This window comes from Lacinutrix mariniflava, assembly GCF_001418015.1.
Taxonomy (GTDB): domain Bacteria; phylum Bacteroidota; class Bacteroidia; order Flavobacteriales; family Flavobacteriaceae; genus Lacinutrix; species Lacinutrix mariniflava.
On sequence record NZ_LIQG01000006.1, the window covers coordinates 1 to 1,025 of the forward strand.

A 1,025-nucleotide genomic window follows, 5' to 3' on the forward strand; every position below is an offset into this window, starting at 1 on the left:
ACTTACGAAAGTCCTCGCGGACTTTCTTGGTCGGTAATTATTTACTAAATTAGTTGCTTAAAACACGCAACAAACCATATACAACAACGTTGGCAACAATAATGAAAAATCCGAACTTCGAAAATATAAATCTGTTTGAATTTCTAAAATCGGAATTCAAAACACGTAAAAAAAGAAAAAGAATTTTCGGAACAATCTGCTCATTTTTTCAACTGTTCGTTTTTGGAACATTTAATTATCAAACAAAAAATCGTGGAATGAAATTCACAAATCGATAGAGAATAAACTATTGAATTTCTATCCTGAACTGAATTGTAAGTTCAATGGAAAAAGACCAACTTTTATCGAATTATTAAAAAATTACGGAACTGAACGAATTGAATTCAAATTTAATAAAGCGCACGTAGCTGTTACGAACGATTCTCTTTACGTTTTCCCATTCGATTCGGCTGAATTGAAAGACCAAGGAGCTTATTATGATATGCTTGAGGAACCATTTCGGATAGTTTATAATACAACAGAGAAAAATGATAAATATTCCGTAATAAGTACTATTTCTGAATTTATATCAATGAAATCTGAAAACGGAAAAACGAATATTGAATTTAAAACAACGGAATTGAATGCTAGAACGGAATTAATATTTGACCAAGAAATTACAGTTGCCAACACCGTATATAATTAATGGCTAGTTTTAGCTTGCTTACGAAAATCTTTGCAGATTTTCTATTCAGTTTTTATTTGCTAAATTAGGTGCTGAAACACGCCACTAATCATATACAAACACGTTGTGTGCAATTAACCAAACCAATAAACATTGAGGAAAAACCTACTATTTTTAGTACTATTAATAATAATTCAATCTTGTCAATCTGACCTTTTGACTGACAATAAATCTATAATTCAGGAAATTGATAAATTGAATTTTAGTAAAACAACATTTGAAGTTTCCATAGATAATAACGAAAACATAATAGATACGCTTTCAATTATAAAAACAAAAACGGATAAAAACGGTAAAATGC

Annotated in this window: 1 protein-coding gene; it reads left to right on the forward strand. The window is 29.5% G+C overall.

The annotated features are described in order from the left end of the window. Window positions 1–289: 289 nt before the first annotated feature. The gene (locus tag ASC44_RS00040; protein WP_055445593.1) at window positions 290–685 is read left to right on the forward strand and encodes a hypothetical protein; all 396 of its coding nucleotides are present in this window, start codon (window positions 290–292) and stop codon (window positions 683–685) included. The last annotated feature ends 340 nt before the right edge of the window (window positions 686–1,025 follow it).